At 68.7% G+C, this 22129-nt stretch carries 21 protein-coding genes and 1 riboswitch; of the genes, 11 read left to right on the plus strand and 10 right to left on the minus strand.

Annotated elements, in window-relative coordinates; genetic code table 11:
• The first annotated feature begins 46 nt into the window (after positions 1–46).
• Positions 47–499, plus strand: a complete 453-nt coding sequence (locus ACIHA7_RS06965) for a MarR family winged helix-turn-helix transcriptional regulator (RefSeq protein WP_397286331.1) — start codon at positions 47–49, stop codon at positions 497–499.
• 50 nt (positions 500–549) lie between these two features.
• On the opposite strand, the gene ACIHA7_RS06970 is transcribed toward ACIHA7_RS06965, so the two are convergent.
• On the minus strand, positions 550–1308 hold the full coding sequence (locus tag ACIHA7_RS06970) for an HAD-IIA family hydrolase (RefSeq protein ID WP_397286567.1): 759 nt from the start codon (positions 1306–1308) through the stop codon (positions 550–552).
• Positions 1309–1633: 325 nt separating this feature from the next.
• On the opposite strand from ACIHA7_RS06970, the gene fgd reads away from it, so the two are divergent.
• On the plus strand, positions 1634–2644 hold the full coding sequence (fgd, locus tag ACIHA7_RS06975; protein ID WP_397286333.1) for a glucose-6-phosphate dehydrogenase (coenzyme-F420): 1011 nt from the start codon (positions 1634–1636) through the stop codon (positions 2642–2644).
• A 49-nt stretch (positions 2645–2693) separates the two neighbouring features.
• On the opposite strand, the gene ACIHA7_RS06980 is transcribed toward fgd, so the two are convergent.
• The 3 genes from ACIHA7_RS06980 to ACIHA7_RS06990 form a co-directional block, all read right to left on the minus strand.
• Complete coding sequence (locus tag ACIHA7_RS06980) at positions 2694–3908, minus strand: O-succinylhomoserine sulfhydrylase (RefSeq protein ID WP_397286335.1); 1215 nt, start codon at positions 3906–3908, stop codon at positions 2694–2696.
• Positions 3909–3981: 73 nt separating this feature from the next.
• Positions 3982–4398: a rhodanese-like domain-containing protein gene (locus tag ACIHA7_RS06985; protein WP_397286337.1), complete on the minus strand. Its 417-nt coding sequence runs from the start codon at positions 4396–4398 to the stop codon at positions 3982–3984.
• A 14-nt stretch (positions 4399–4412) separates the two neighbouring features.
• Positions 4413–4529, minus strand: a riboswitch (SAM riboswitch).
• Between the two features lie 63 nt (positions 4530–4592).
• On the minus strand, positions 4593–5039 hold the full coding sequence (locus ACIHA7_RS06990) for a hypothetical protein (protein ID WP_397286339.1): 447 nt from the start codon (positions 5037–5039) through the stop codon (positions 4593–4595).
• 348 nt (positions 5040–5387) lie between these two features.
• Here ACIHA7_RS06990 and ACIHA7_RS06995 point away from each other — a divergent pair, with 348 nt between their 5' ends.
• Both ACIHA7_RS06995 and ACIHA7_RS07000 read left to right on the plus strand, forming a co-directional pair.
• The gene (locus ACIHA7_RS06995; RefSeq protein WP_397286341.1) at positions 5388–6779 is read left to right on the plus strand and encodes an FAD-dependent oxidoreductase; all 1392 of its coding nucleotides are present in this window, start codon (positions 5388–5390) and stop codon (positions 6777–6779) included.
• Positions 6780–6837: 58 nt separating this feature from the next.
• Positions 6838–7710, plus strand: coding sequence for an amidohydrolase family protein (locus ACIHA7_RS07000; RefSeq protein ID WP_397286343.1), 873 nt, complete (start codon positions 6838–6840; stop codon positions 7708–7710).
• 47 nt (positions 7711–7757) lie between these two features.
• On the opposite strand, the gene ACIHA7_RS07005 is transcribed toward ACIHA7_RS07000, so the two are convergent.
• Positions 7758–8240: a DUF456 domain-containing protein gene (locus ACIHA7_RS07005; protein WP_397286345.1), complete on the minus strand. Its 483-nt coding sequence runs from the start codon at positions 8238–8240 to the stop codon at positions 7758–7760.
• Between the two features lie 301 nt (positions 8241–8541).
• On the opposite strand from ACIHA7_RS07005, the gene ACIHA7_RS07010 reads away from it, so the two are divergent.
• Complete coding sequence (locus tag ACIHA7_RS07010) at positions 8542–9639, plus strand: CaiB/BaiF CoA transferase family protein (RefSeq protein ID WP_397286347.1); 1098 nt, start codon at positions 8542–8544, stop codon at positions 9637–9639.
• A 54-nt stretch (positions 9640–9693) separates the two neighbouring features.
• Here the strand turns inward: ACIHA7_RS07010 and ACIHA7_RS07015 are convergent, their stop codons facing one another.
• On the minus strand, positions 9694–10521 hold the full coding sequence (locus ACIHA7_RS07015; protein WP_397286349.1) for an SDR family NAD(P)-dependent oxidoreductase: 828 nt from the start codon (positions 10519–10521) through the stop codon (positions 9694–9696).
• Between the two features lie 132 nt (positions 10522–10653).
• On the opposite strand from ACIHA7_RS07015, the gene ACIHA7_RS07020 reads away from it, so the two are divergent.
• The gene (locus tag ACIHA7_RS07020) at positions 10654–11244 is read left to right on the plus strand and encodes a TetR/AcrR family transcriptional regulator (RefSeq protein ID WP_397286351.1); all 591 of its coding nucleotides are present in this window, start codon (positions 10654–10656) and stop codon (positions 11242–11244) included.
• A gap of 175 nt (positions 11245–11419) precedes the next feature.
• On the opposite strand, the gene ACIHA7_RS07025 is transcribed toward ACIHA7_RS07020, so the two are convergent.
• Entirely contained in the window at positions 11420–12925 is a 1506-nt protein-coding gene (locus tag ACIHA7_RS07025; protein WP_397286353.1) for a PLP-dependent aminotransferase family protein, read from the minus strand.
• A gap of 61 nt (positions 12926–12986) precedes the next feature.
• Here ACIHA7_RS07025 and ACIHA7_RS07030 point away from each other — a divergent pair, with 61 nt between their 5' ends.
• The 3 genes from ACIHA7_RS07030 to ACIHA7_RS07040 all read left to right on the plus strand — a co-directional run bounded on the left by ACIHA7_RS07030 (position 12987) and on the right by ACIHA7_RS07040 (position 15161).
• The gene (locus ACIHA7_RS07030) at positions 12987–13439 is read left to right on the plus strand and encodes a hypothetical protein (RefSeq protein WP_397286355.1); all 453 of its coding nucleotides are present in this window, start codon (positions 12987–12989) and stop codon (positions 13437–13439) included.
• 55 nt (positions 13440–13494) lie between these two features.
• A complete protein-coding gene (locus ACIHA7_RS07035; RefSeq protein ID WP_397286357.1) occupies positions 13495–14064 on the plus strand; it encodes a methylated-DNA--[protein]-cysteine S-methyltransferase in 570 nt (189 codons plus the stop codon).
• A gap of 263 nt (positions 14065–14327) precedes the next feature.
• On the plus strand, positions 14328–15161 hold the full coding sequence (locus ACIHA7_RS07040) for an alpha/beta fold hydrolase (protein WP_397286359.1): 834 nt from the start codon (positions 14328–14330) through the stop codon (positions 15159–15161).
• Between the two features lie 18 nt (positions 15162–15179).
• Here ACIHA7_RS07040 and ACIHA7_RS07045 read toward each other — a convergent pair whose 3' ends face one another.
• The 3 genes from ACIHA7_RS07045 to ACIHA7_RS07055 form a co-directional block, all read right to left on the minus strand.
• Positions 15180–16133 (minus strand): hypothetical protein, encoded by a 954-nt coding sequence (locus tag ACIHA7_RS07045; protein ID WP_397286361.1) that lies wholly within the window; start codon positions 16131–16133, stop codon positions 15180–15182.
• Positions 16134–16296: 163 nt separating this feature from the next.
• Entirely contained in the window at positions 16297–18900 is a 2604-nt protein-coding gene (locus ACIHA7_RS07050) for a LuxR C-terminal-related transcriptional regulator (RefSeq protein ID WP_397286363.1), read from the minus strand.
• Positions 18901–18989: 89 nt separating this feature from the next.
• A complete protein-coding gene (locus tag ACIHA7_RS07055; protein WP_135233838.1) occupies positions 18990–20279 on the minus strand; it encodes an adenylosuccinate synthase in 1290 nt (429 codons plus the stop codon).
• Positions 20280–20606: 327 nt separating this feature from the next.
• Between ACIHA7_RS07055 and ACIHA7_RS07060 the strand changes: the two genes are divergently transcribed.
• Positions 20607–21266 carry a hypothetical protein gene (locus ACIHA7_RS07060; protein ID WP_397286366.1) on the plus strand — a complete coding sequence of 220 codons (660 nt, stop codon included), beginning with the start codon at positions 20607–20609 and terminating at the stop codon, positions 21264–21266.
• Positions 21263–22045 (plus strand): site-2 protease family protein, encoded by a 783-nt coding sequence (locus ACIHA7_RS07065; protein ID WP_397286368.1) that lies wholly within the window; start codon positions 21263–21265, stop codon positions 22043–22045. The genes ACIHA7_RS07060 and ACIHA7_RS07065 overlap by 4 nt, the downstream gene beginning before the upstream one ends.
• Positions 22046–22129 lie beyond the last annotated feature (84 nt).

Genomic DNA, 22129 nt, shown 5'->3' on the forward strand with positions numbered 1-22129 from the left:
ATCACGCGGCGATCCGGCCGGACGGCCGGATCGCCAGGAGGTGGAAGTGACCAGAAATGAACAGGAACTGTTCGCCACGGCCGCCATCACGTCATTTCGACTGAACGGTCAGTTCCTCGCGATCGCCGAGGAACTGGCGCGCCCGGCGGGGCTCACCGCGGCCTGGTGGCAGGTGCTCGGTGCGGTGCTGGCCGAACCGCTGCCGGTGGCGGGCATCGCCCGGGAGATGGGCATCACCCGGCAGAGCGTGCAGCGCATCGCGGACCTGTTGGTGGACAAGGGACTTGCCGAGTACCGGCCGAACCCGGCGCACCGCCGCGCGAAGCTGGTCGCGGTCACCGACGCGGGCCTCGCGGCGGTGCGCCGGATCAATCCGCAGCACGCGGCGGTGGCCAAGCGGCTGGTGGACGAGCTCGGCCTCGAACAGCTCGCGGCGACCGTGGAGATGCTCACCATGCTGTCCACCGCGTTGGACGCGATCGTCGAAGAGCAGGGTTGACCTGCCCTGCCGCAGGACAGAGCACAGCCCGCTGCCGTCGGCGCCCGCGATCAGTCCGCGAACGGCTCCTTCGTACGCCCGACCAGATCGGCCACGGAGTCGAGCACCATGGTCGGCCGATACGGATACGCCTCGACCGAGGCACGGGTGGAGATACCGGTGGTGACCAGGATGGTGCGCATACCCGCTTCCAGCCCGGAGATGACATCGGTGTCCATCCGGTCGCCGATCATCACCGTGGACTGCGAGTGCGCGCCGATCCGGCGCAGCGCCGAGCGCATCATCAGCGGGTTGGGCTTGCCGACGTAGTACGGGTCGCGGCCGGTGGCGCGGGTGATCAGCGCGGCGACCGAACCGGTCGCGGGCAGCGAGCCGTCGCGCGACGGGCCGGTCGGGTCCGGGTTGGTGGCGATGAAACTCGCGCCGCGCTCGATCAGCCGGATCGCGGTGGTGATCGCCTCGAACGAGTAGTTGCGGGTCTCGCCGAGCACCACGTAGTCGGGGTTGCTGTCGGTGAGCACGTAACCGATTTCGTGCAGCGCGGTGGTGAGACCGGATTCGCCGACCACGTAGGCGGTGCCGTTGGGTCGCTGCTCGTCCAGGAAGGTGGCGGTGGCCAGCGCGGAGGTCCAGATCGCCGCCTCGGGGATGTCGAGGCCGGTGTGGCGCAGCCTGGCCTGCAGGTCGCGCGGGGTGCGGATCGAGTTGTTGGTCAGCACCAGGAACGGGGTCTCGTTGGCGCGCAGCTCGGCGAGGAACTCGTCGGCGCCGGGCACCAGTTGGTCCTCGTGCACCAGCACACCGTCCATGTCGGTCAGGTAGGACAGGATCGGTTCGTCAGTCACCAGACAATTGTCCCACCAAGGACACAGGCGGACGGAGTCCGTCTTCGCCGCGCATGGCCGGAGCGACTGTCGATGCGACCCTTCGCACACTGGTGGGTGCCGCTGACTATGGTCGAAGACGGCCATATGACGCGCGTCGGACAGTGCGCATGCGATCGCCCGGCGCGGGAAGGTCCGCGAGCTCGGCGCGGTTGCAGCGAGACATGACCGCAGCGTGTCCGCGGTCGACAAACGGGGTGCGGGAATGCCCGCACCGCAGGTGTGCAGCGAAGCGACAGGAGTGGCGCACATGGGTGAGCTCAAGCTCGGATACAAGGCGTCGGCGGAACAGTTCGGGCCGCGGGAATTGGTGGAGATCGCGGTACTGGCCGAGGAACACGGCCTCGACAGTGCCACGGTGAGCGACCATTTCCAGCCGTGGCGGCACAAGGGCGGGCACGCGCCGTTCTCGCTGGCCTGGATGGCCGCGGTCGGCGAGCGCACCGAGCGGATCCAGCTCGGCACCTCGGTGCTCACCCCCACCTTCCGGTACAACCCGGCCGTGATCGCGCAGGCCTTCGCCACCATGGGTTGTCTGTACCCGGACCGGATCATGCTCGGCGTCGGCACCGGCGAGGCGCTCAACGAGATCGCCACCGGGTACAAGGGGGAATGGCCGGAGTTCAAGGAGCGCTTCGCCCGGCTGCGGGAGGCGGTCGAGCTCATGCGCGCGCTGTGGACCGGCGACCGCGTGGACTTCGCGGGCGAGTACTACAACACCGTCGGCGCGTCGATCTACGACGTGCCCAAGGGCGGCATCCCGGTCTATGTGGCCGCGGGCGGACCGCTGGTCGCGCGCTACGCGGGCCGCGCGGGTGACGGTTTCATCTGCACCTCAGGCAAGGGCATGGAGCTCTACACCGAGAAGCTGATGCCGGCGGTCGCCGAGGGCGCCGCCAAGGCGGGCCGCACCGTCGCGGACATCGACCGGATGATCGAGATCAAGATCTCCTACGACACCGATCCCGAACTGGCCCTGGAGAACACCCGCTTCTGGGCCCCGCTGAGCCTGACGCCGGAACAGAAGCACAGCATCACCGACCCGATCGAGATGGAGGCCGCCGCCGACGCCCTCCCGATCGAGCAGATCGCCAAGCGCTGGATCGTCGCCAGCGACCCCGACCAGGCCGTCGACCTCATCAAGCCCTACCTCGACGCCGGCCTCAACCACCTGGTCTTCCACGCCCCCGGCCACGACCAGCGCCGCTTCCTCGACCTCTTCCAGCGCGACCTCGCCCCGCGCCTGCGCGCCCTGGCCTGAGCAATGACAAAGGCTCCACCCGCCGCGACGGGTGGAGCCTTTGTCGTTGCTAGCTGAGGGCGTGGTCCAGGTCGGCGAGCAGGTCTTCGACGTCCTCGAGGCCGACCGAGATGCGGACTACGCCGTCGGAAAGGCCGATGGTGGCCCGGCCTTCGGGGCCCATGGCGCGGTGAGTTGTGGTGGCGGGGTGGGTGATCAGGGATTTGGCATCGCCGAGGTTGTTGGAGATGTCGATGATGCGCAGGCGGTTGAGCACCTCGAAGGCGCGCTTCTTGGCCTCGTGGGCGGGGGCGTTCAGTTCGAAGGTGACCACCGTGCCGCCCGCGCTCATCTGGCCGGTGGCCAGCTCGTGCTGCGGATGTGACTCCAGGAAGGGGTATTTCACCCAGCTGACGGCCTTGTTGGTCTCCAGGAAGCGGGCGATGCGCAGGGCCGACTCCGTGGAGTGGCGCACGCGCAGCGGCATCGTCTCCAAACCCTTGAGCAGTGTCCACGCGTTGAACGGGCTCAGCGCCGGACCGGTATGGCGCATCAGGGTTTTCACCGGACCCTCGATGTAGTCCTTCGCGCCGAGGATGGCGCCGCCGAGCACCCGGCCCTGGCCGTCGATGTGCTTGGTGCCCGAGTAGACGACCACGTCGGCACCCAGTTCGAAACCGCGCTGCAGCAGCGGGGTGGCGAAGACGTTGTCCAGCACCACCTTCGCGCCGGCGGCGTGCGCGAGCTCGGTGACCCGGCGCACGTCGACCAGGGTCTGCATCGGGTTGGCCGGTGTCTCGAAGAACACCGCCTGGGTGGGCACCGACAGCGCCTGCTCCCACTGGTCCAGATCCTCGCCGTCGACGAAGACGGTTTCGACGCCCCAGCGCGGCAGGATCTCGTTGCACACCACGAAGCAGGACCCGAACAGGCTGCGCGCGGCCACCAGTCGATCACCGGCGCCGAGCAGCGCGCCGAGCGCGGTGAATACCGCCGACATTCCGCTCGCCGTCGCGAAACACGCCTCGGCACCGTCGAGCAGCCGCATCCGCTCCTCGAACATGGCGACCGTCGGATTGCCGTAACGGGAGTAGACGAAATGCTCGACGTCGCCGGTGAACGCGGCCTCGGCGGCCTCCGCGCTCTCGTAGACGAAACCGGAGGTCAGGTACAGCGCCTCGGAGGTCTCCTCGAAACCGGAGCGCCGCAAGCCCCCTCGCACACCGAGCGTCGCGGGGCCGACCCCTTCGGGCAGCGGCTTGTCGAACGCACCACCGGTGATCATGACTGCCTCCCGAGGACCCACTGCCCCCCGGCGACGCGGCTGCGCGACAACGCGGCCGCCGAACAGCAGCTACTCATGACTGCCGCCACGGCAAGCCGAGGGCGCGCCAGCCGCTGCCGCCCCGATGTCCGTGCGCGTCGACCGGGCCTTCGAAGCCGTCGAGCACGTTGTAGGAGGTGCCGAAACCGGCCTGCGTCGCGGCGATGGCCGCGCCGATGGAGCGCTGACCTGAGCGACAGAGGAAGATCACCGGAGCCGCCGGATCGTGCCCGTCCAGGGCCTTGACCAGCTGCTCGGTGAACTCACCGTTGCGCGTCCCCGTAGCATCGACCCACTCGATCAGTACCGTCGGGCGCTCGATCGAGCTGGTGTCGGGCACGCCGACGAACTTCCACTCGGCCTCGGTGCGCACATCGACCAAGACGGCTTCGGGGTTGTCTCGCAACAGTTCCCAGGCCTGCTGGGGAGTGATGTCACCGGCATAACTCATCTGGACCCTCCTAGAATCCGCACTTGCCGCGCTCGGGTTTGACGCGCGGCCAGGTCGTCACCCGGAGCACCCCACCGCGGAGGAGGGTTGCCGACCAGTATTGCCGGGGCTTGACACTGGTTCTCATGACCTTCTGCTGAGATTGCCTCGACAGGGGTCACCCTGTCAAACGGCTGCTCACGGTATGAGAATGCTCAATTACAGACCAGCCATTTGTCGCCGGAGCGGGTCAGATTCCAGGTCGAGGTGGCCTCTTCGCCGTCGACCTTCGTGGTAACCGTCGCCATCGCGCGATCGCCGTCGACCTTCGGATCGACGAGTTTCGTGATCTCCACGGTCTTTCCGCCGCCGGAGCGCCCGACCAGCGGTGAGCGCTTCGGGTCGAAGTCCGGGCAGCCCGTGCCTGGTGGGGGCACCAGATCGGTGCTGTTGGAGCCCTCGACGAAGCCGCGCACCGCGGCGGCGATCCGGTCGGATTCTGTGACATTTTTCTCAGCGGGCGACAGCACCCCGCCGATGACGATCCCGGCGAGCACGAGCACCGCGACGACGGCGGCCGCGACGAACGGTACGACGGAACGCTTGTCGGTCTGATCGACCGGGATGATCTCGTCTTCCGCAGGCTGCTGCTCTTTGCTCATACGAGCATGATCCCTGGTCGGCGGGCTTATCCGACGCTCACCCCTGCCACACGCAGCCAGGCGTTGCGAACTCCGCCGCACCGCAGCGGAATCACCGCCGCGAGACCGGGCAAGCCGGACAACACCGGTGGCGCGGCATCCGTTCAGTTCACGCACCGGCGCGGGCCGCCTCGGCCGCCACCGATAGAATCGCGAGACTGCGGCCTGCTGTCATAGCCGCGACCGGAATGGCCACGAGCCGACAACTCCGGTGTCCGCATCGTCAGGTGCAACCAGCCAGCGCGTAACTTAGCCTAGGCTAAGGAAGACGCCGTATTTGTTTCTCAACCAAAAGGGTGCGCGTAAAAGATGACCGAACAGAGTGCAGCGAATCGCCCGCTCCGCATCGCCATCGTTGGCGCCGGACCCGCGGGGATCTACGCCGCCGACGCCCTGATGAAGTCCGATGCCGAGGTCAGCATCGACCTGTTCGAGCGCATGCCCGCGCCGTTCGGGCTCATCCGCTACGGCGTCGCGCCGGACCACCCGCGCATCAAGGGCATCATCACCGCCCTGCACAAGGTCCTCGACAAGCCGCAGGTGCGCCTGCTCGGCAACATCGACTACGGCACCGACATCACCCTCGACGACCTGCGCACGTTCTACGACGCGGTGATCTTCTCCACCGGCGCCAACGCCGACCGCGCGCTCGGCATCCCCGGCATCGGCCTGGACGGCTCCTACGGCGCCGCCGACTTCGTGTCCTGGTACGACGGCCACCCGGACGTGCCGCGCACCTGGCCGCTGGACGCGGAGAAGGTCGCCGTGCTCGGCGTCGGCAATGTCGCGCTCGACGTGGCCCGCGTGCTGGCCAAGACCGGCGACGAACTGCTGCCGACCGAGATCCCGCCGAACGTCTACGCGGGCCTCAAGGCCAACAAGGCGCTCGAGGTGCACGTGTTCGGCCGCCGCGGCCCGGCCCAGGCCAAGTTCACCCCGCTGGAACTGCGCGAACTCGATCACTCGCCGACCATCGAGGTCATCGTCGACCCCGAGGACATCGAGTACGACGAGGGCTCCGAGGCCGCGCGCAGGCACTCCAAGCAGGTCGACATGATCGCGAACACGCTGGAGCAGTGGGCCATTCGCGACGTCGGCAACCGGCCGCACAAGCTGTTCCTGCACTTCTTCGAGTCGCCCGCCGAGATCCTCGGCGACGAGCAGGGCAAGGTCGTCGGCCTGCGCACCGAGCGCACCCAGCTCGACGGCACCGGCAACGTCAAGGGCACCGGCGTGTTCAAGGAATGGGATGTGCAGGCGGTCTACCGGGCCGTCGGCTACCTGTCGCAGAACCTGACCAACCTGCCGTTCGACGACCAGGCAGGCACCGTGCCCAACGAAGCGGGCCGGGTCATCGCCGACGAGAACGCCGACGGCGCCGATCGTTACGTCCCGGCCACCTACGTCACCGGCTGGATCAAGCGCGGCCCGGTCGGCCTCATCGGCCACACCAAGGGCGACGCCAACGAGACCGTGGCCTGCCTGCTCGACGACAGCGCGAACTTCACCCCGGCCGAGCGGCCGGAGCTGGACGCGGTCACCGAGTTCCTGGAGGGCAAGGGCATTCCGTTCACCACCTGGCAGGGCTGGTACCGGCTGGACGCGCACGAGCGTTCGCTCGGCGAGCCAGAGGGCCGCGAGCGCGTCAAGGTGGTCGAGCGGGAAGACATGCTGCGCGCCAGCGAGCCGCACAAGGTCTGACGACTCGCCTGGTGGGTCCGCGACAGCGGAACGACGCGTACTGAGGCATTCTGTACAGGTGTTCGATGCCCATTTCCACATCTTCGATCCGCGGTTCCCGCGGTTCGAGAACGAGGGCTACCTGCCCGGCCACTTCACCATCGCCGACTATCGAAAGCGCATGTCGCGCTTCGATGTCGGCGGCGGTGCCGTGGTCAGCGGGTCTTTCCAGGGCACCGATCAGACGTATCTGAAGGCGGCCCTCACCGAGCTGGGCGAGGGCTGGGTCGGCGTCACCCGCCTGGATCTGGACGCCACCGACGACGAGATCCTCGAGCTGGACCGCATCGGCGTGCGCGGGCTGCGGTTCAACCTCAAGCGCGCCGCCGCCGACATCACCGGCATGACCTTGCAGGCGCTGCGCGCGCACGAGCTGGTCGGCTGGCACGTCGAGGTCTATATCGACGGGACGATGCTCGCTTCGCTGCAGCCGGTGATCTCCAAGCTGCCGGTCTTCGCCATCGATCATCTCGGCATGTCCGAGGAGGGCCTGCCGTTCCTGCTCGATCTGGTCGATCGCGGCGCCAAGGTCAAGGCGACCGGTTTCGGCCGCGTCTCGATGAACGTCGCCGACACCCTGCGCCGCATCCACGCGGTCAACCCCGAGGCGCTGATGTTCGGCACCGACCTGCCCGGTACTCGCGCGGGCCGCCCCTTCCGCGACTCCGACGTCGACCTTATCTGCGACGTGGTCGGTACCGACATGTTCGCCGTCTTGGAGGACAACGCCCGCGCCTTCTACCGGCTGCCCGCCCGGGTCCGCGCCCTCCCCGCCGACCCGGCGCCGACGCTGCCGCTGTACACCGCCGAACAACCCACATTGCCCATCCGCCGCGACAGTCTCCCCAAACCCGGAGAGGTGGACACGATTCCGCTGCCCATCGTCGAGTAGCGCCGGTAGACAACACGATTCGATAGGGCAAACGCGCTCGGAGCAGGCTAGGCGGCGATCGCGCCGACCACCCAGACGCCGGTGGCGAGTAGCGCACCAAGGAGCTCGATGAGCATGGACAGGCCGACGCCCTTGAGCGCGTGCACCGTTGCCTGCCAGGCCTGCTGGCCGACGCGCAGGCGGTGCAGTTCGGAGAGGTAGACGCCGAGCACGAAGCCGACGAACAGGCCGACCACCGGGATCACGAAGAAGCCGATGATGCCGAGGACCGCGCCGAGCACAAGGGAGCGGTTGGCTACCCCCGCGTCCTTCATCTTCCGGCCGGGCCAGGTGTATTTGATGACGCCGGACAGCACCAGCAGGACCGTGCTGACGGCGAAGACAGTCCAGGCCGTCGCGCCGCCGGTCAGGAAGGCCCACACCGTGATCGCGCCGAAGATCAGGATGACGCCGGGCAGGATCGGGATGATGATGCCCAATAGGCCGACGAGAATGACCAGGCCGACAATGACCTCACCCGCAGCACTCATGATCGTGCCTCGCTGGGCTCCCGCATGACTCCACCTCACCGCGCAGGTTCGCCGGACGCTCCCGCGAATAGTGCGCTGCTGGGATTCTGTCGTACCGGATGAGCCGGTGCACGGCGGACGCCGCGTGGACATCGTCAGTGGACCGGCATTCGCGGACCGCTCCTCGACCGTGCCGACCGGAGGGGAGGGCGTCCGGCGGACGATGCGGCGTTATTGTCATACTGTCAATACACCCTCCGGGTCCCTTCCGGAGGAGCGCCGGGACGCCGTGCGCTGGATCAACGACGAACCGAGGTAGGGCGTGAGCACTCCATCCACCGCCGTCAAGGGCCCGCTCGCGGGCATCAGGGTCATCGAGCTGGCCGGGATCGGGCCGGGGCCGCACGCCGCGTTGCTGCTGGCCGATCTGGGCGCCGATGTGGTGCGGATCCAACGGGCCGGCCAGATACCCGGCGGATTCGACCGGCCGCAGCAGCGCGGGCGCACCATCGTCGAGGCCAACCTCAAGGACCCGGCCGACATCGAGAAGGTGCTCGGGCTGATCGAGAAGGCCGACGTGCTCATCGAGGGCTTCCGACCCGGAGTGACCGAGCGGATGGGACTCGGCCCGGACGAGGCGCTCGCGCGCAATCCGCGGCTGGTCTACGGGCGGATGACGGGCTGGGGCCAAGAAGGCCCGCTGGCCGATCGTGCCGGCCACGACATCAACTACATCTCCATCACCGGTGTGCTGCATGCCATCGGCCGCAAGGGTGAGCGCCCGGTGCCGCCGCTGAACATGGTCGGCGACTTCGGCGGCGGCTCGATGTTCCTGGTATTCGGCCTGCTTGCCGCGCTCGTCGAGCGGCAGAGCTCCGGCAAGGGGCAGGTCGTCGACGCCGCGATGGTCGATGGCGCGCTTGCTCTTTCGCACATGATCTGGGGAATGCGCGGGTCCGGCGCGTGGTCCGACGAGCGCGGGGTGAACCTGCTCGATACCGGAATGTCGTTCTACGACACCTACGAAACCGCGGACGGCAAGTACATGGCGGTCGGCTCGATCGAGCCACAGTTCTACGCCCAGCTGCTGGCCGGACTCGACATCAACCCCGAGGGACTGCCGTTCCAGCTCGATCCGGCCGGGCAGGAAACGCTGAAAAAGCTCTTCACGGAACGCTTCCTGACCAAGACCCGCGATGAGTGGACGGAGATCTTCGTCGGCACCGACGCCTGCGTGTCCCCCGTCCTCACCTTCGAGGAAGCCACCCGCAACGAGCACATCACGGCCAGGGGTTCGCTGATCGAGGTAGACAACATCACCCAGCACGCCCCGGCGCCGCGGTTCTCCCGCACGCCCAACGGCATCCCCACCCCGCCGCCCAGCGAGGCGACGCCGATCGAATCTATCTGGACGAACTAACTTTTCGCTTCGATCAAGGCCCCGGGGACTCGACCCGGGGCCTTTTTCGCGCGCTCAGGCGATGGCCGAAGAAACCGCGGGAGCGATCGGGCGGCCGCCGTCAGCCAGTCCACGGGTGACGAGCTTGGCGATGCGCGCCACCAGGGTGCGCGGGCGGCGGGGCATCAGGTGTGCGGCGGCGAAGTTCGACGCGCCGGGTACGACATACCCCTTGTTGCGTTCGAGCGCGCGCAGCGTGGACTCGACAACCGCTGCGGCGCTGCCCATTCGGCCGAGCGCCGCGTCACGGGTGCCGACAGTCTCGAAGAACGGCGTCTCGGTCGGGCCGGGGCAGACCGCGAGGACCTTGATGCCGCGGCCACGGTATTCGCTCCACAGCGACAAGCTGAAGTTCAGCACGAAGGCCTTGCCGGAGGAGTAGGTCGCGAAGTAGGGCGACGGCTGAAAGGCCGCGGTCGAAGCCACATTGACGACTTCACCGCTGCCGCGTTCGAGCATGCCGGGGACGAGACGGCGGGTAAGCCCTGCCAGCGCAACGACATTGACCATGAGCTGATCGTGCTCGCTTTCGACGTCGAGATCCTCGAAGCGGCCCGCGCTGCCGAAGCCCGCGTTGTTGATCAAGAGGTCGACCGAGAGTCCCCGTGCGGCAAGCTCGTCCGCCACTGATGCGGCGGCGTCCGGTGCGGTGAGGTCCTGCGCGATGACCTCGACTCGGCCGCCGTGGCGCTGATGTAGCTGCGCGGCAAGGGCTTCCAGTCGCGGCAGTGTGCGGGCGACGAGAACGAGGTCGTCGCCGCGGGCCGCCAAGGCGGCGGCGAACTCGGCGCCGATGCCGGACGAGGCGCCGGTGATGAGGGCGGTTTTTCCAGTGCGGGTCATTTCGAGCTCCTTCGATGTTATGCAACATCAGAGTAGCCTTATCTCCAAGAAATGCAACACCAATGTTGCAACTAACGTTCAAGACGCAGCTCACGTGTAGTATCTCGGGAGATCCCAGCGAACGGAGCACCCATGCCGCCCACTTCCGCGCGCCCACTGCGCGCCGATGCCGAGCGCACCGTCCGCGCCATCCTGGACGCCGCGGAGCGCGTGCTGAGCGAGCACCCCCACGCGACGCTCGAGCAGATCGCGGAGGCCGCCGGCGTCGCCCGCACCACCGTGCACCGGCGCTTCGCCAACCGCGAGGACCTGGTGCGCAGCATGGCGGTGGCCGCGTGGCGGCGCATCGCGGCCGCGGTCGATGCCGCACGGCCGTTGACCGCGCCGCCTCTGGTCGCGCTGCATCAGGCGACCGCCAATGTCATCGAGATCAAATACGGGGCGTCCTACGCCCTCGATCGGGTGGACAGCACCGATCCCGAGGTCGCCGAACTCCAAGCGGCTGTCTTCGCCAACTGCGATGCGGTGCTGGCCAGAGCCCGCGCCGACGGCTTCATCACGGCCGACGCCGACCCGACCTGGGTGCGGCGGGTCTACCTCGCGCTGATCAACGAGACCGTGCACGGCAACGCCGAACTGGACGGCAGCGCCGACCCGGATGCCCTCGCGGGTCGGGTCATCGACACGCTGCTCAGCGGCGTTGGTACCGGTCGACGCCAGTAGGCCGCGGCGACAAGCGCATTCGACCGGGCGTGCGCCGCCGACCAACGCTGCGCCACAATAACGCCGCGCCACAACAACATCGCGGCGCCACAACATTGCGCCACATCAACGCTGCGCCACATCAAACGCCGCGCCACATCAACGTTGCGCCACAACAACATTGCGGCGCATCGGCTCAGTAGCAGGTCAACGGCTGGAGCGGGTCGGCGGCACGCGGCGTCAGCGCGTCGTAGGCGGCGGCAATCGCCTTGACCCCCAGGCGAAGTTCGGGCTCCTGATGGGTGAAGGGCAGGCGGATGAAGCGCTCGAACGCGCCCTGCACGCCGAATCTCGGTCCGGCGGCGAGCAATACACCATGATTGGGCGCGGTGGCGGCCAGTGCGGTGGACACCGGCGCCGGTAGCTGCGCCCACACCGACATGCCGCCCGCGCCGTGCAGCAGCCGCCAATCCGGCAGCTCCTCGGCCACCGCGTCCAGCAGCGCCGCGCGTTGCGCACGCAGCTGATCGCGACGCCGATCCAGGATGGTGTCCGCGTTGGCCAGCAGATGGACGGTGGCCAACTGGTCCATCACCGGGGTGCCGAGGTCGACGGTGGAGCGGATGCCGAGCAGCTTGGTGATCAACGGTTGATTCGTACGGATCCAGCCGACCCGCAGGCCGCCCCAGAACGACTTGGACGCCGAGCCGATGGTGACGATCTCGTTGCCCTTGGCGAAGGCGGCGACCGGCGGCTGCTGGACCCCCTCGGCGAGGTGCAGGTCGCCCATCGACTCGTCGATCACCACGGTCATCCTGGTCTCCCTGGCGATGGCGGCCAGCTCCGCGCGGCCCTCCGCGTCGAGCAGCAGGCCGGTCGGGTTGTTGAAGTCGGGTACCAGGTAGGCCAGTGTGGCGGCGGTTTGTCTTGCGGCACTGCGGATTCCGTCGAGGTCCCAGCCCTGGTCCGGATGCTCGGGGCGCAGCGGCACCGGCACCGGCCGCGCGCCGACGTCGCGGATCGCCTCGATCGCGTTCGGGTAGGTGGGGTGGTCGATGAGCACCCGCGCCGCGGGCGCGGTGAGCACATTCAGCAGCAACCGCAAACCGTGCTGGGCGCCGAGGGTGACCAGGATCTGGTCCGGCTCGGTGGGCAGGCCTCGCTGGGTGAAGCGGCGGGCGATCGCCTCGCGCAGCGCGAGCACACCGACCGGATCCATGCCGTGCGTACCGAGATAGGCCGGAATCCCTTCCAACGCAACCGAATACGCCTCCTGCATCTCCAGCGGCGCGGCCATGGCGGCGTAGGTCATGTCGATGGTCGGCAGCTCGGAGGCCGCCATCATCGCCAGGATGCTGCGCGCGGGCTTGCTGCCGTCGTGCTGCACGTCCCTGGGCAGGGCGACGGTGCTGCGCGAACCCTGGCGGCTGATCAGGTAGCCGTTCTCGCGCAGCAGCGAGTAGGTGGAGGTGATCGTCGTCCGGCTGACGCCGAGGGTGGCCGCGAGATCGCGTTCGCTCGGCAACGCGACGCCGAGCGGGGCCCGCCCATCGTGGATCAGCAGCCGAATGCCCTCGGCGAGTGCGAGATACGCCGGACGCGCGGACCTGCGGGACGACTCGGTCTCGCCGTCCACGTCCACGTTCCGCCACCGGCCAAGGTCGCGAGCCAGGGTGCCCGCTCCGATCACTCTCGTCGCCATAAGGTCCAGTATCGAGGGAGTGGATATTTAAAGCAAGGCCAGTCGGGCGCAGGCTGGCATCATGACCACCTTCGCCGCTCTCCTCGTTGTCGCCGCCTTCGGCTACGCGGTCTACCGCTATCTACCGAAGGGTGCCGAGCGGGCGTTCCGGCTGGAACGCTTCCACCCGGGCACCCCGATGTCCGACTGGACCCCTTCGTATTACGACGCCCATCGGCGCTATGCGGATCTCGCCGCCATCTATGGGCGCAGCGACATGCCTGACGAGGTGCCGTCGGCCGTCCGGGAAACCGCTGGCACCACGGCGAAAGCCGTTCCGGCGCAACGCTCGGGGTCGTCGACGCGGGCGGTCGGTGAACCGGTGGCCACGCCGTCGAAGCAGACCACTGTCGACCAGTACGCCTGGCGGTCTCGGCGGACCGTCGCGCACAGCACCGGCGGGACGCGGAGACCCGAGCGCGGCGTGCGCCGACTCGTGTCGGAGCAGGACACGCTCGACAGCAAGGCCAGTTGAGCAAAACTGGACTGATATCTCGAACTGTGTCAGCCCTACCGTGCACACTGACTGCATGACCGACCCCAGTTGCCTGTCCGCCGAGGCAACGCTCTTCGACACCGCGATCGGCATCTGTGCGATCGCGTGGAGCGCCGCGACCGTGATCCGGTTCCAGCTCCCCGAGGCAAGCCCGGCCGCCACCCGTGCGCGCATCACGCGCCGCCGCGCCGGCCTGCCGGACAACGAGGTCCGCGAAGAGACCCCCACCGGCCCGATCGCCGAGGCCATCGCGGGCATCCGCGCCCACCTGGCCGGTGAACTCGACGACCTGCGCTGGATTCCCTTGGATACCAGCGGGATTCCGGAGTTCCATCGCGCGGTGTACGAGGTGACCCGCGCCATCGATCCCGGGCACACCCTGACCTATGGCCAAGTGGCCGACCGTATCGGCGCGCCCGGAGCCGCGCAAGCCGTCGGACAAGCCTTGGGCCGCAACCCGATTCCCCTGATCATCCCGTGCCACCGGGTGCTCGCCGCGGACAACGCGCTCACCGGTTTCTCCGCACCCGGTGGCGTCAGCACCAAGCAGCACCTGCTGGAGATCGAACGCACGCCGGGCTTCGGGGAACCAACCCTGTTCTGAGCGGATAGTTCTCGGGCGCATCATTGCCCGCGCGTTGGCCACCACCCGCGGGATCAGGCCGGGCAGCAGCTAATCCCCGGCACTTTCCGTAAATAACGTTCACGGGCCTGCCAGACGCCTTGACGGCATAGTGAGCAGCATCACAGACTTCGCGGGTTGGGTCGGTCGCCGCTGCCGTCGATGAATCCACACCCTCGGCACCGTCTGAACAGGTACGCCCCCAACGCACCGTTGGCCGACCTCCTCTGGAAAGTGAGACTGTTGTGGAGACCGTGACCTCCGCCGACGGGACCGTGATCGCGTACGACCGCCACGACGGTCACGCCGGAACGGTGATCCTCATCGGCGGGGCCTTCGGCTACCGGAAGCTGCCCACCATGGTTGAGCTGGCCGCGGCACTCAACGAGCAATACGGTCTCACCGTCCTCAATTACGACCGGCGCGGCCGCGGCGACAGCACCGCCGCGTCCGGCGGCTACGCCGTCGAGCGCGAGATCGACGATCTCGCGGCCCTGGTCGAGGTGGCGGGCGGGTCCGCCATGCTGTTCGGCTGGTCCTCCGGCGCCGGGCTCGCGCTGCGGGCGGCCGGTTCCGGACGCATCCTGGGGATCACCAAGGTGGTTGCCTTCGAGCCGCCGTTCATCGTGGACACCACGGGCTTCGTGCCCGCCGCCGACCTGGAGACGACGCTGCACCAGCTGGTTGCCGCAGGCCGACGCGCCGACACCGTCCGCTTCTACCTGACCAAGGCAATGGGCGTCTCGCGCACCTTCGTCACCGTCCTGCGTTTCGCGCCGTTCTGGAAGCACCTGCTCGCCACCGCGAACTCGACCCCGCACGACTGGGCCGTGATGGGTGAGTTCATGCGCGGCGAACCACTACGCGCCGCGGACTGGGCCGCCGTCAAGGCGCAAACCCTGGTGATCGCGGGCGGCAAGAGCGACCTGCTGCTCCGCAAGGCCGCCAGGGCGATCGCCGCCGTCCTCCCCGACGCCGAGTTCCAGGAAGTAGCGAAGCTCAGGCACCTCCCGAAGATCAGCCTGCTCGCCCCACCGGCAGGCGAGTTCCTCACCGGCGCAGCGGAGAACGCCAACTGACGGGGTGCGGCGCGGTCGTCAGGCGGTAGCGCCGAAACCAGCGCCCGTGCTGCCGCCCAAGATCCCGCCTGCCACCCCACCGGCCACCGCAGCCGGGATACCCAAGACCGCGGCACCGGCCGCCGCGCCGACACCCGCGCCGATCGCGGCACCCGCCCCGGTGCTCGCCGCGGCGATCGGCCAGGCCGCCACGAACGCCGCGCCGATGGCGGGCAGTGCCCCGGCACCGCCGGTCGGGATGCCAGCGGCGGCGGCCGCGATCGCACCACCGGCGGCCGTGCCCGCGACGCCGACCGCGAAGCCGATGCCCGCACCGACCCCCGCGCCGATGGCCGCGCCACCGACACCGCCGACCACCGCGGCCGGGATGCCTGCGAGCGCGGCACCGCCGAGTGCGCCGCCGACCGCACCGGCCGCGGTGGCGGCGGCGATCTTGTCGGAGCGGGACGGGTTGATGCCGATGGAGCGGCCGCCGGTGGCGATCGCGGCCTCGACACCTGCGGCGGTGCCGTTGACGCCGTCGAGCAAATCGTCGGGGACCTCGTCCGGGACCGGGCTGGTGAGATCACCGATGCGCAGCGTGCGCGGCGGCGGCGCGATGGGTGCGACGGGCTCGACCGGCTCCGGGGCGTGCAACTGCTGCGGCTGGATCGGCGGTGCCGGGGCCGGCGTGGGGACCGGACGCGCGTAGTTGAGGCTCTGGCCCTCGGCGGGGTCGGCCGGGGCGGGCTTCGGGCCGACGGCACCCTGTTGATTCGGGGTGGTGACGCCGGGCTGGCTGGGCGAACGCTCGGGTTTGGCCGGCGTGCTCGGTGTGCTCGGGGTGGTCACGCCCGGCTGCGTGGACGGGCCGGGGTCGGCGACCGCCGCACCCGCGCAGGCGACCGCGACCGCCAGCGGCAGGGCACCGACGATCGGACGCAAGCTACGCCGGGTCGCCGGAGTGTTCAGTTCTCGATAGCGACGAGCCACGTCGAAGCACCACCATCAGGTTGGGTCAGCCAGCACGTCCCCGCGTACTGCGCGCTCGCACCCTATCCGTAGCTGATCGGATGCTGTCAAGTCGGGATGGCGCGCGTTACCGCAGGTGAACAGGCAACACGCCACGAATGTCTGGTTTGCAGCGCGTGCCCGCTCAGCCCGCGGAGGATTCGCCCCGCATCAGCGCGCCGAGCGACTCGCGGTCGGTTACGTCCATCTTGATGCAGGCGCGGTAGAGATGGCCCTCCACGGTGCGGACCGACACGGTGAGGCGATCGGCGATCTGCCGGTTGGACAGCCCTGCCGCAACAAGATTGGCGATCTCGCGTTCGCGGGCGGTGAGCGGCAGCGGCTGCGCGGCCTGCCGCAGCGCGGGCGTGCTTGCGCCGCCGCAGGCCGCGGCCAGCCGGTTGGCGGCGGCGGCCGATTCCAGCAGGCGGCGGCGGTCGCCCGCGCGCTCGTGCGCCGAAGCCGCCTGGGCGGCCGCGTCGGCGGCGGAGAGCAGCACGCCGATCCGCTCGAATTCGGCTGCGGCGGCGTCCAATCCGGGTCCGTCGTGGGCGGCGAGGGCAACGGCGTGCTTGGCCTGTACCTGCACCAGCCTGCCGTCCACCTTCGCCGCGAGGTCGGCGAGCCGCCCGGCCGCGGAGTGGTCGCCGAAGCGGGCCGCGGCGTGCAGCGCCATGGCCTCGATCGCGTGCTGGTTCGAGCGAGCGGCCGCGTCGGCCGCGCTCATCGCGAGGCGGATGGCCGGGGTGACGGTGCCTTCCGCGGCGGCGTGCCAGGCACGGGCGATCTCGAGCTGCGGTTCGTAGACGGCGCTGTGCCTACCGCCGCGCGCGGTCGCCTCACCGATCGCCTCGGCCGCCTCGGCCGACCGACCAAGCGCCGAATATGCCTCGGCGAGCCGGATTCTCGCGGGGAACATCCACGCCGCCGCGCCCTCCGCGGCGAGCGCGGCCAGCGCCTGCTCCAGATTCTCGATGCCGTCCGGGAAGTGCCCCTGCGCCACATCGACGGTGCCCTGCAAAATCTTCGACATGCCCCAGGCCAGATACTGCCCGGGCGCGGAGTAGCCGAAATACGCTGCGGCGCAAAGCCTGGCGGCTTCGAGATCACCGGTCAGGATCAGCGCGAGCACCTCGGCGTGCGTCGACATGAAACGGTTCAGCCCGTCGATGTCGCTCTCCACCTCGTGGCCACGGGCCGCGTATTGCAGGGCGGCCTCGCCGCGGCCCATCAGGGTCAGCGCCAGCCCGCCGCCGAAGGACGCCCACCAGATCGCCCACGGCGGTGCGCCTTTCACCGACATCACCTTCTCCGCCTCGGTGATCGAGGCGTCGATCCGGTTCTCGTTCACCGCGCACGCGGACGCCAGCCCGTCGATGATGGCCGCGATCTTCGGATGGCTGACCTTGCCGCGGACCAGCGTCAGCACCTCGTCGGCGCGATCGGCGTCGCCCATGGCCCACAACAGATTCGCCACCCGCGTGCTACCCCAGCGCGCCACCTGCACCTCGGTGAGCTGGTCGGGGTCGAAGGTGGCCAGCGTGCGCTCGGCCTCGATGCGATGGCCCTGCCACAGCAGGGCGCGCGCGAGCAGATCGGCGGCCTCGACCCCACCGCGACGCTCCACCGCCGCCCTGGCGAAGCGCTCGCCCAGCGGCAGATTCGCCAGCCCGATGGCGTCGGCGGCGGCCGCCTCGAACAGCTCCAGATCGGCGGATTTGTCACTGTCCAAAGCCAATTCGGCGAGCCGGATGCGGTCGGCGGCGGAATTGATCGGCCGTTCCTTGAGCGAGGAGTACAGCCTGCCGCGCAGCCTGCGGGCCGAGGCGATGCCGAGCCTGCGCCGGATCACCTCGCCGAACAGCGGATGGTTGTAGCGCACGGTCAACTGGTGCGAATTCTCGACAACCCGGATCACGCCGCGGGTTTCGGCGGACTCCACCGCCTCCTCGCCGGCCAGTTCGGACAGCACGTCCAGGTCGATCGGTTCGCAGAAGGTGAGCAGTTCCAGCACGTGCAGCACGTCCTCGGGCAGCTGCTCGACCCGATCCTCCAGCAGCGCGGCCAGTTCCGAGGTGACCGCGGCGCGCCCGCGCAGCTGCCACACGCCGTTCACCTGGCGCAGCGAGCCCGCCTCCAGCGCGCCCTCGACCAAATGTCTTAGGAACAGCGCGTTTCCGCCGGAGGACTCCCACATCAGATTGGCGGTGAAGCCCTCGAGTTGCCCGCCGAGCATCGACTCGACCAGGTCGACGCTCTGCCGCTGAGTGAACGGATTCAGGTCGATGCGCAGCAGGTGACCGTCTTTCCACAGCGAGGTCACCGCGTCCGGTACCTGCACCCCGCTGCGCACGGTGGCCACGATGTGCGCCGCCTTGTCGATGGCCAGCTGCAACAGCAGCGTCGCCGACAACTGATCGAGCAGATGCGCGTCGTCCACCCCGATGATGGTGTGACCGTCCGCGAGCAGCGCCTCACGGGCCGCGGACATGAACGTCACCGGGTCGTGCGCCGTATAGACGCCGACCATATGCGCGAACACCCCGAGCGGGATGCTGCGCGCCGATTCGGTGCCCGCGACCCACCGAATATTGCCGCCGACGGCGGCCGTTGCCTGTCTGGCCAGTGTTGTCTTGCCGACACCGGCATCGCCGGTGAGGACCGCGCCGACATGTTCCGTGCCGGTGAGGGCCGCGCGGATCGCCTCGAACTCGGTCACACGCTCGATCATCGGCCAGTTCCGAGCCATGACTCTTACTGTAGTTCGCGACCGACCATGATCGTAGAGATCAACGATGAACAGCGGCAATCATTCAGCCGGACTATAACTTTCCGGTCTCAGCCGAGCACATCGTGGCGGACGATGGTCTGATCGCGGCCCGGTCCGACGCCGATGCAGGAGATGCGGGCGCCGGACAGTTCCTCCAGCCGCAGCACGTACGCCTGGGCGTTGGCCGGCAGCTCCTCGAAGGTGCGGGCCTGCGAGATGTCCTCCCACCAGCCGGGCATCTCCTCGTAGATCGGCTTCGCGTGATGGAACCCGGTCTGCGTGGTCGGCATCTGCTCGACCCGCTCGCCGTCTACGTCGTAGGCAACGCAGATCGGCACGGTCTCCAGGCTGGACAACACGTCCAGCTTGGTGAGGAAGTAGTCGGTGATGCCGTTGACCCTGGTCGCGTAGCGGGCGATCACCGCGTCGAACCAGCCGCAACGCCGCGCCCGGCCGGTGGTGACGCCGACCTCGCCGCCGGTCTTGGCCAGGTACGCGCCGAACTCGTCGAACAGTTCGGTCGGGAAGGGGCCGGAGCCGACGCGGGTGGTGTAGCACTTGAGGATGCCGAGCACCGCGGTGATCTTGTTGGGCCCGACGCCCGCGCCGACCGCCGCGCCGCCGGAGGTCGGGTTGGACGACGTCACGTACGGGTAGGTGCCGTGGTCCACGTCGAGCAGGGTGCCCTGCGAACCCTCCAGCAGCACGGTCTCGCCGTTCTCCAAGGCCACGTTCAGCTTCAGCCTGGTGTCGGCGATGCGGTGCTTGAAGCCCTCGGCCTGCGCCAGCACCTCGTCCACCACCTGCTGCGGGTCGAGCGCGCGGCGGTTGTAGATCTTGACCAGCACCTGGTTCTTGAACTCCAGCGCGGCCTCGACCTTCTGGGTGAGGATCTTCTCGTCGAGCACGTCGGCCACCCGCACGCCGACCCTGGCGACCTTGTCCTGGTAGCAGGGGCCGATGCCGCGACCGGTGGTGCCGATCTTGTTGTTGCCGAGGAAGCGTTCGGTGACCTTATCGATGGCCACGTGGTACGGCATGATCAGGTGCGCGTCCGCGGAGAGCAGCAGGCCCGAGGTGTCGACGCCGCGCTCTTCCAGTCCAGCCAGCTCGTCGAGCAGCACGCCGGGATCGACCACGACGCCGTTGCCGATGACGTTCGTCACGCCGGGGGTGAGGATGCCGGACGGGATGAGGTGCAGCGCGAAATTGTCACCGCTGGGCAGCACCACGGTGTGGCCCGCGTTGTTGCCGCCCTGGTATCGGACCACCCACTGCACCCGGCCACCGAGTAGATCGGTCGCTTTGCCCTTACCCTCGTCGCCCCACTGGGCGCCGATCAGGACGATTGCCGGCATTGTCTTGTCTCCTACGGTTCGACGTGCAACACCCGGGAGCTGGCAGCCGGTCGAGCCGGCGGGGCGGGTAAACACCAGTGTTGCAGCTACCTGCCGTATCGAGGCGGTGGCCGGGAGCACAGTCTAGTAGACGCGTCGGCGGCGGCGTCGGACCGGATCTCGTCGTAGTGTGATTGGCGGCGTGAAGCTCACGCCGCGGGCGCGACAACCATGTGGCCGGAGCCGGGCAGGGCTATGGTTGCAGCCGTCGGAACCGGGCTGGGGTCGGCGGAAGTGGCGAAGGGTCCGACGGCGTGTCGGCTCGAACCGAGGAGGGTGTACGGCAGTTTGAGTACCCACGTTCTCCGTTGCGACGGCGCACCGGTACCTATCGCCCTCGCGGCGCTGCCGAGCAGTTCGACGGCCGCCATCCCCGATACCACCGAGATCGACGAGCTGCTGCCCGTGCTGGCGGCCGACAGTCTGCCGCGCCTCATCGTGCTCGGTGACGACGCCGCGCTCGCCACGGTGCTCACGCACCTGATGCGCACCGAACGGCTGCACGTGGAGATCGGCTATGTGCCGGTCGAGAAGACCTACGGCTCCCGCGCCTATCAGACCGGGACCGGTAATGCCGCCGCCAAGCGGGCCATCGACGGCCGGGCCACCGAGGTGCCGCTGATCCGGGACGACACCGGGCAGGTACTGGTCGGCCGGGCCAAGCTCACCGGTGTCGACGCGGCGAAACTCGAGGGCGAGGCCTACGTGGACGATGTGCAACTGTTCTCCGGCAAGGTCACCGCGATGCTGGTGTCGCCGATGCTGCACCAGCCCGGCGTGCGGGCCACGACGCAGCGGGGCATGCGCAAGCGCCGCTGGATCGAGGGGCGCGCCGCCCAGCTGGGCACGCCGGGCGCGGTGGTGACCCGCGACGGCGTCCGCAGCGACCGCACGGTGCCCCGGTCGAGTTTCTATCGGCATCACGAGCCCTGGTTGCTGGTCCGATGAGTTCACCCTTCGCCGCCGACCGGCGTTCGCGCGCGGTGCGGCCGAGCCCGATCTTTCTGCTCGTCGTCGTCATCACCCTCGTCGGCGGCGCGCTGGCCTGGGACGCCGAGGTGGACTCCACCCGCGCCAAGGTCGGCGTGTTCGTGCTCGTGGTGTTCGGCTGGATCATCACGCTGTGCCTGCACGAATTCGCGCACGCGTTCATGGCCTGGCGGGCCGGTGACCACGAGGTCGAATTGCGTGGGTATCTCACGCTGAATCCGTTGAAGTACAGCCATCCGCTGTTGTCGATCGTGCTGCCGATCGTCTTCATCGCGTTGGGCGGCATCGGATTACCCGGCGGCGCGGTGTACGTACATACGCACAATTTCTCGCCACGCACGCAGCGGATCATCAGCGGCGCGGGCCCGGCGGTGAACGCGCTCTGCGCGGTGCTGCTGTTGGTGATCGTGCAGCTGTTCGGCAGTGCCACTGCACATCCCGCGTTCTGGTTCGGCCTGAGCTTTTTGGCGTTCTTGCAGATCACCGCGGCCCTGCTGAACCTGATCCCGCTGCCGGGGCTGGACGGCTACGGGATACTCGAGCCCTCGCTCAGCTACCAGACCCGGCGCGCGCTCGACCAATTCAAACCATTCGGCATGCTGATCTTGTTCGCGCTGCTGTTCACGCCAGCCATCAATCAGGTCTTCTTCGACGCGGTGTACGCGTTGTTCGAAGTGTCTGGGGTGCCGTCGAATTGGTCGCGCTACGGCAGTTATCTGACGCGCTTCTGGACCTAGCCGCCGGGGGCGGAATGGGCTGCGGGGATCGATTCGAGCGAGTAGGGTCCGAACTCGATGATCACTATGGGGGGAATGGGGTAT

Source organism: Nocardia sp. NPDC052316 (genome assembly GCF_044547795.1).
Classification (GTDB): domain Bacteria; phylum Actinomycetota; class Actinomycetes; order Mycobacteriales; family Mycobacteriaceae; genus Nocardia.